Source organism: uncultured Thiodictyon sp. (genome assembly GCA_903837595.1).
Taxonomy (GTDB): Bacteria; Pseudomonadota; Gammaproteobacteria; order Chromatiales; family Chromatiaceae; genus Thiodictyon.
The window spans coordinates 1-7,284 of record CAILVI010000563.1 but is presented as its reverse complement, the minus strand read 5'-3'; the positions used below and the strand labels follow the sequence as shown (position 1 = coordinate 7,284).

The 7,284-nt window shown below is 66.8% G+C and carries 7 protein-coding genes; all 7 read right to left on the bottom strand.

Annotated features, from left to right (window positions below):
• Positions 1-209 precede the first annotated feature (209 nt).
• Genes QZY44_RS34670 through QZY44_RS34640 form a run of 7 tightly spaced genes read right to left on the bottom strand, consistent with a single transcriptional unit; the run spans position 210 to position 7,057 of the window.
• Positions 210-1,226 (bottom strand): site-specific integrase, encoded by a 1,017-nt coding sequence (locus tag QZY44_RS34670; protein ID WP_295458740.1) that lies wholly within the window; start codon positions 1,224-1,226, stop codon positions 210-212.
• The gene (locus tag QZY44_RS34665) at positions 1,223-2,185 is read right to left on the bottom strand and encodes a tyrosine-type recombinase/integrase (protein WP_295458737.1); all 963 of its coding nucleotides are present in this window, start codon (positions 2,183-2,185) and stop codon (positions 1,223-1,225) included. Before QZY44_RS34665 ends, QZY44_RS34670 begins: the two co-directional genes overlap by 4 nt.
• Positions 2,182-3,411, bottom strand: a complete 1,230-nt coding sequence (locus QZY44_RS34660) for a site-specific integrase (RefSeq protein ID WP_295458735.1) — start codon at positions 3,409-3,411, stop codon at positions 2,182-2,184. The genes QZY44_RS34665 and QZY44_RS34660 overlap by 4 nt, the downstream gene beginning before the upstream one ends.
• A gap of 41 nt (positions 3,412-3,452) precedes the next feature.
• Positions 3,453-3,914 (bottom strand): hypothetical protein, encoded by a 462-nt coding sequence (locus QZY44_RS34655; RefSeq protein ID WP_295458732.1) that lies wholly within the window; start codon positions 3,912-3,914, stop codon positions 3,453-3,455.
• A gap of 37 nt (positions 3,915-3,951) precedes the next feature.
• Positions 3,952-5,388: a transposase gene (locus QZY44_RS34650; RefSeq protein ID WP_295458730.1), complete on the bottom strand. Its 1,437-nt coding sequence runs from the start codon at positions 5,386-5,388 to the stop codon at positions 3,952-3,954.
• Positions 5,385-6,656, bottom strand: a complete 1,272-nt coding sequence (tnpB, locus tag QZY44_RS34645; protein ID WP_295458727.1) for an IS66 family insertion sequence element accessory protein TnpB — start codon at positions 6,654-6,656, stop codon at positions 5,385-5,387. The genes QZY44_RS34650 and tnpB overlap by 4 nt, the downstream gene beginning before the upstream one ends.
• On the bottom strand, positions 6,653-7,057 hold the full coding sequence (locus QZY44_RS34640) for a hypothetical protein (protein ID WP_295458724.1): 405 nt from the start codon (positions 7,055-7,057) through the stop codon (positions 6,653-6,655). Before QZY44_RS34640 ends, tnpB begins: the two co-directional genes overlap by 4 nt.
• Positions 7,058-7,284: the final 227 nt, after the last annotated feature.

Genomic DNA, 7,284 nt, shown 5'->3' with positions numbered 1-7,284 from the left:
TCGCCGAGGTCCTCGACCAGCGCCACGACCCCACGACTCCGATCCAGATGTCCGATGCCCTGGCGCGCAATACCCCCGGCGATCATCCGACCCAGGCCGCCTCCGGCATCCCGCATTATCCCGGGCCAAGTTTTATCTGGAGCAACTTGGCCGTTTTGCCGCGATGGCGGGCAAACCGGCGGTTATCTGCTCCAGATAATTCGACGGAGTCACAGCGAGTCCAGGAACGCGAGCAGGTCCGGTTTTGGATCCCAGGCTGTTCCAAGGGCTGGCGCAATGCCGGCGCGGTTCCAGAACGCCTCCAGCACCTCGCGTTTCATCCTCAGATTGGCGGTCACGTAGTGACTGGTCGTAGCAACACTCGCATGCCCCAAATAATCGCGGATGACCGTGATATCGACTCCGGCCTGCAGCAGGGCGACCGCGCAGCTATGGCGCAAGACATGCGGCGTCACACGGCGCTGTTGAAGCGGCGGTCGCTCGACTGCCGCGAGCCGGACATAGCGTTGCAGGATATACGCAACGCCATCGCGCGACAGCGGCGCCCCGCGGCGACTGCGGAACACCGGGCTGTCGGCATCGGTTTGGCAGCGGGTCGTCAAACCGCGTAGGGCGCTCGCTGTTTCCGCCCAGAGCGGACAGATCCGGTCTTTACCTCCCTTGCCATGCAGGCGCACCTGAGCGGGCTTGTTCAAGTCGAGGTCCTGTACCTGGACGGCAAGTGCCTCGCTCACCCGGGCGCCGGTATTGTAGAGAAACAGCAAGAGGGCATGGTCGCGCGGCCCGCTGGGCGTTTGGTCATCCACTTGGTCCAGGATGAGGTGTACATCCTCCGGTTCCAGATAGGTTGCTGGGGTCGTACGGGTCCGCTTGGCGGGCAGCGACAGGATCCGCTGGTACTGCTCGGCATGTATAGGATCCTCGCGGATCAGATGCTTGCAAAAGCAATGGATGGCCGCGAGCCGACAGTTGCGGGTCGTGGCGCTATTGCCGCGCACGGACTCCAAGTGGGTCAGAAATGCGGCAATCGCCTCGACCTGGAGCGCAGCGGGTTGCAGATCCGCAACCGCGCAGCCCCCCGTCTCTGCCAGATAGATCAACAGCAGGCGCAGCGTATCGCGGTAGGCATGCACCGTCCGCGGGCTGGCCCCACGGGCACGCTGCAGGTGCTCGCAGAAAAAGGACTCGAGCAGATGCGGGAGTGGATTGGTCGCAGCGTGCCTCATGGTTGGCGGCCGGCCACTTGAAAGCGCGCTTGGAAGCGTGTACTGGCCAAGCCCATCAACTCGGCGGTGGCGTGGAGGTAGACCTCGGTGCCGCGGACATTATCGTGGCCCATGTAGGCCGAGAGCCAGGGCAGACGTGCGTGAAGATCCACACCCTCATGACACCACGCGGTCAAGCGATGCACCGCGAAGGCATGACGAAGATCATAGGGGCGCGGTCCACGGCGGCCCCGGGGCGGTTTCAGTCCCAGCGTGCGCAGCACCTGGCGAATGGCCGCCGAAGCCGCGTGCAGGCTGAGCGCATCGCCGCTCGTGCACACCAGGAAGGGCGCGGTCGCATCCATCGACAGGCGCGCGGTTTGGGCCGTTAGATAGTCCGCTAGCACCAGCGCCAAATCGTGGCGGAAGGGTACCAGCCGCGTCTTACCTTTGCTCTTGCGGACGGTGAAGACGCCCGGCTCCAAGGTGACATCGCGCAGTTGCAGGCGCACCGCCTCGCCGAGGCGCAGGCCAGTGCAGTACACAATGAGGAGCAAGGTGCGCAGTGTGGTCGGCGCAATCAGGCGGCCGTGGTAGTCATTCGCGGCAAGGACGATAGCCCGCACCTCCTCCGGGGAGAAGATGTAGGGCAGGAAGTGTGATCGCCCCGATGGCGGTCCGCAGTCGCGTCCGGGGACGAAGCTGTGCGGATCGGCGCGCTGCCGATAGCGACACAGTTGTCGCAGCACCCCCAATTCCAAGCAGACCGTAATCGGCTGACGTCCCGCGATGCGGGAGAGCCACCCATTCACCAGCGCTTCCAACCCAACGCTTGGCGCGCCACTGACCTGCGCAGTGACATAGTGTTGGAAACTGCGCAGCCTCTGCTCCCCGCGGGCGTAGTCATAACCGAGGGCGCGCTTGAAGGCGAGAAACCTATCGATATCCAGGGCTAGTTGTTCTGGCGTGATCGGCGTCATACCGGCAGTACCAAGCTGACCTCGCGTAAGCGCTCGGTGGCGATACGCAAGTAGGCGGACGTTGAGTCCGGATCACGATGGCCGAGGATGTCGCCGATCACTTTGGGCGGCACCCCCTGCTCGAGCTCCCGGCAGGCATGCGAGTGGCGCAGAACATGGCTGCCAAGGTAAGTGGCCGTGATCCCAGCAGCCCGGGCATGTTTGACGATGATATGGCGCACGGGTCCCGCGGTGGACAGTGGCCTGTGGGGGGTGTGCAGGGCCAGAAACAGGTGCCGGGTGGGTGCATGCTGCGGCCGCCCCTGACGCAGATAGTCCACCAGCACGGCGGCGACGCCCGGCAACAGTGGCAGGAGAATCGACACCCCCGTCTTCGGTCGCATCACGTGCACGGTGGCGGCCCGCCAGTCGATGTCATCCAGGCGCAGGCCACAGACCTCGCCCGCACCCAGGCCGTAGATGCTCATCATCAGCAGCAGGGCATAATCACGCTGCCCGGCCACGGTGGTGCGGTCGACCGCATTCAGCAGCTGGCAGACTTGCGCCCAGGGCAATGCCCGTAAAGGGCGCTGGTCCCGACGTCCGTTCGGCGCCATGACGGCGGGGGCGAGGTCCTCATCCAAGCGTCCGGTGACATGGAGAAAGCGGCAAAAACTCCGCAGCGCCGAGCAGATGTCCGCTAACGTCGTGGTTGCATAGTGCGGTGCGCACTCAAGAATGTAGGCATCGATGTCTTGCAGGGTCAGCTGCGCCAAGGTGCGATGACGTGCCTGCAGAAAGGTGAGAAAGGCGGCGATGGTGGTCGCTTCCTTATGCTGCGTCCTCAGGCAATCCCCCCGGTAATCGGCAAGATAGTCCGCGAACAGGGCGAGCACTGGATCGGGGTCGGCGGTCGGCGGGGCCGGCGTTGTCCAAGGCGGGACGCCTTCGCCCAAGACCTCCAGGGCCAGTGCCCAGGCATGCAGGGCGGTGCGCGCCCCCGCGAAGGCCCGAGCGCGGTCGATTCCGCGCTCCTGGGCATACCAGGTGGCAAAAATGCCGACGCCCGCCAGCGTCAGTTGGGAGGCGACCGTTAGGTGCTGCGTCCGGCAATAGACCTGGAAGCGCCGCACCCAGTGCGCGTAGACCTGCATTGAGGGACCGCGCAGACAACGATTCTCAAGCCAGACCTGCGCCACTGGATCAGGGTGTGTCGGGCAGTCAGCGATGGAGATGGTCATGTTCATGGTTTCTCGCACCACGCGTGACGAAACGCTCGGCGTAGAAACTACGACATCGACCGCGGCGGATCAGGCCCCTGGTCATGTTGGATGGGGTTGCCCTCAGCACCGCAGATCTGCCACGTGCAGGCAAACCCCAGCGGTGGCGGCAAACGGTGCAGATATGTCGCTGCCAGTTCGCGCAGTTGCGGCAGCACGCTGTCGCACTGTAGCCAGCGGCGCAAGGCGCCCACGGTCGGCTGACATCCCCAGAATTGCGGGATGAGCGCGATTAGGATCTCCAGGATCAGGTGCACCTGCCGCAGGCGGCGGCGCGTCCAGCGCAGCGCTCCCGGTAGGGCGATGTCATCCGTGCGCACGCGGTTGGCGGCCGCTTCCAGACTGGTGGCCTGCTCAGCTTCCACGACCACCTGTTCCAGTTCGGCCAGCGAACCGGGGAGGCGGGCGGCGAAGCAATCCGCCAGCAGACTGAACGTGCAATGCCCCTCGGGACAATACCAGCGCGGCACCCGGGTACCGGGCGGATCAACGCGCCCGTAAGTCCCGTTACGCCTGAAGGAACATCCACCGGTGGGATGTAGCGGGCAGTGTGGCAGCGTGGCCCCATGCCAGGCCTGCATGCGAACGTACTCCGAAGCCTTGAGCGCGGTGACGAAACGCAATTGCACGGGTCGATACTCGGCATGACGGACCAACGCTGCGGTGACGGGCGCCGGTGATTCCGGTGTCTTTGACCATGCCCGTCGGCGGGAGACTCACCCCGCGGCACGCTTTCGACCGGTCAGGATCGATTCTTTTATGCCGACAACGGTCGCGGCCAAAGCGGTGCGACGGCGTCGATACGCTGGCGCGACTCCAGATAAAACTTGGCTCGGGATAATGCGGGATGCCGGAGGCGGCCTGGGTCGGATGATCGCCGGGGGTATTGCGCGCCAGGGCATCGGACATCTGGATCGGAGTCGTGGGGTCGTGGCGCTGGTCGAGGACCTCGGCGAGGTGCTCCCCGGCCTGGCAGGGTCCGGTCTTGAACAGGGCGATGGGGCCGTTGCACGTCTCCGCCACGACCCCGGACGTGAAGACCCCGGTGCGCTCGGCCTTGGCGCCTGGGGGCAGCGCCTCGGCACGCGCCGCGGCGGTGAGTGTGAGGATGCACATGGTGGTGTCGTCGTTATAGAGCACCGTGCCCTGGGCCGCCTGGTGGACCAGTTCCGCGAAGGCTGGGGCCAGACTGGGCGCCGCCTGCGCGACGACATCCCACTGGGTGGTGGCCGGTAGGGGGATGGCCAGGGCCTGCTCCAAGCGCTGGATGCGATGAAACGGCAGACCGCAGCCGTATTTCAGCAGCGCGATCATGGCGGCGGCGCTCTCGTCATATTTTTGCTCGCCAATGCCCGCCGGCGCGGCGGCGCTGAACACCGTCCCGCACAGCCCGCAGCGCAGACGTTCCAGGGTATAGACCTGCGCCTGCAGGGGCGCCACCCCGGTGACGCGCACCAACACCGCGGGCTCTTGGCGCTGCACATAGACCCGCCCGGTACAGTCCGGTTGGGGGCAGGGATCGCCGTGCTGCAAGGTGTCATGGGTCACGGCGATGCGCGGGGCGCGCGGGTACTTCTCGGCCCCGTTGCGGCCGTGGCCTGGGCGTGGTGGTGTGTGCGCGGGGTCAGCGGCAGCGGCGTCGCCGGCGCTGGGGGCGGTGTCCGCCGGCGGGGCCGGGGTGTCCGACGGGTCGGGCTGGCCGTTACCCAAGACGGTCGCGGTGGTCTCGGTACGGGGACCAAAGATCAGGCGGCGCAGCCGTTCCAGGGTGGTGGTCGTGGTCTCCAGTTCCTCGGTCAGGCGCGCCAGGGTGTCCACCGCGGCCTTGAGCGTCGCGTGTTCGTCCGCGGGCAAGGGTGCGGTGCGGGTGCGCTCGACGATGGCATTGAGTTGCGCGATCGGGACCTGCACCCGCCGTATTGGCTTCTGCTTGCGGCGGCTCATCCGACCACCCCCAGGCGGCGGCGGAAGTCCGCATGCAGCGGTAACCCCAGCACCTGCTTGCAGGAGCGGTTGGGTTGATGCGTCAGGTCGTCCTTGCCCCGCCCGGTGGTCAGGCCCAGGACCCGCCAGTTGGCGGCCCGGTAGCAGGTTCCCGCAAAACGCGTGGGATCGACGAAGGTCTCCAGGTAGTGCACCGGATGACCATAGAGCACCGTCCAGTCGGCGGCAATACGCCGGGCGACGTGGCCGAGCAGGTGCGAGGCCAGGTGCGGCACGCGCACCCAGGGCAGGATCAGGAAGCGGGTGTTATAAGCCAGCTCATGGACATGCGCCCGGCGTAGCGTCGGCGACCAACCGCTGAAGCGATCACGCGGAGCCAGGTGCCGCGGCGCGGAGGTAAAGCCCAGGGCGGCCACGGGGCGTCCGTGGCTGAAGGCCAGGTACTTGACCTGTTCACCCACCCCGTGGGCGGGCCCCAGGTAGTGATACTGGGCGATCAGGTGGTCGTAGAGCCCTTCCTGGGAGGTGCGCCGAACCGCGACCAGGTCCAGGGGTTGCACCGCACCCAGGGCGCTCGCCAGCGCGCTGGTATCCACCGGCTGCGGGGCCGGTCGCCGCCGCGCGATGGCATTGTTCGGGGGCTGCTGGCGCACCGGCGGTAGCGTGAGATGCCCGGCCCGGTGCAGGGTGAGCAGCAGGCTGCGCGCCACCATGTCACGCAGTGCCCCGTTGGGCTGGCGCCAATCCCAGTGTTCACACAGGCGCTGCGAGAGCGCCCGGCGGCTGGCGTCGGGATGGGCGGCCTGCAAGGCGCGGATACGCTCCAGGTCGGCGGCGGTGACGATACGCCCGCGGTAGCTGAGGATGACGGTGTTCATGGGCGCTAGTAAACCCGAACCCGCGCTGGAACGCAAGCCCCCTCCGCCCACCGTCCGCCACACCGGCGCCCCGCCCGCCGCCGACCAGTCCCCGCCGGCGAGCAACACCGCCAACTCCTGAGCGGCCAGGACCTGCCCCGGCTGACCCGTCGGCCAATGCGCAAAGCGGCCCTGGGACAGGCGCTTGTGACACAGCCAGAAGCCCTGGCCGTCATAGATCAGCAGTGTCACGGCGGTGCCGCGGCGGTTACGGAAGACGAAGAGGGCGCCGCTCATCGGCTCGTTCGCCAGGACCTGGCGCACCCGCCGAGCCAACCCATCGATGCCACAGCGAAAATCCGCCGGGGCGACCGCGACCAACACCCGCACCTGGGGGGTGAGGGCGATCACGCCGCCGCCTCCCACAGGCTGCGCGCCACCGCCGCGACCTCACTGGCGAGCGGGCGCGTCCACTCGATGCGCAGGCAGTGACCGGCGACGTTCGACAGGACCAGAACACACCCCGGCCCGCTCGGCGGCAGACCCACCGTCAATTCGACAAAGGCCGTCGCTGCCGCTGGTGGCGACGCGGCGGCCACCGGGCGCCCCATGACCCGCCGCTTCAGCCGAACATCGTCCAACCGCAGGGTCGCGGCGACCTTGGCCACGCCATGGGTCGCGGCCACTTCCACCGCCCGTAACCATAGTGCTTCGGGAATGCGCGCACCCATTGGCGTGCTGGCGCGCCAGCGCGCAAAGGCGGCGGCAGCCTGCGCCAGATCGGCCGCGACGGCGGGGACTGACTGGGACATCGGGGAACCTCCTGATCATTACTTAACGGAGTTCCCACGGTACCGGCCTGGGGGCGGGATTTCATGCAGGCTTGCCGGAAGGACACCGTAAATCCGTTCAAGACTGCAAGGATACCCCGAGCGCTTTCTGCCAAGGAGCTGAGAAACCACGATAACGAATAGGGGAGCCGTGCGAGCAGAGCGAGCTAGGACTTATCTTGTTGTAGATAAGCCATTAGAAATCGCTC

Bases quoted from the DNA above. Each gene is read 5' to 3' on its own strand.
- QZY44_RS34670 (WP_295458740.1), bottom strand. From the start codon at position 1,226: ATGAGGCACGCTGCGACCAATCCACTCCCGCATCTGCTCGAGTCCTTT.
- QZY44_RS34665 (WP_295458737.1), bottom strand. From the start codon at position 2,185: ATGACGCCGATCACGCCAGAACAACTAGCCCTGGATATCGATAGGTTT.
- QZY44_RS34660 (WP_295458735.1), bottom strand. From the start codon at position 3,411: ATGAACATGACCATCTCCATCGCTGACTGCCCGACACACCCTGATCCA.
- QZY44_RS34650 (WP_295458730.1), bottom strand. From the start codon at position 5,388: ATGAGCCGCCGCAAGCAGAAGCCAATACGGCGGGTGCAGGTCCCGATC.
- QZY44_RS34640 (WP_295458724.1), bottom strand. From the start codon at position 7,057: ATGTCCCAGTCAGTCCCCGCCGTCGCGGCCGATCTGGCGCAGGCTGCC.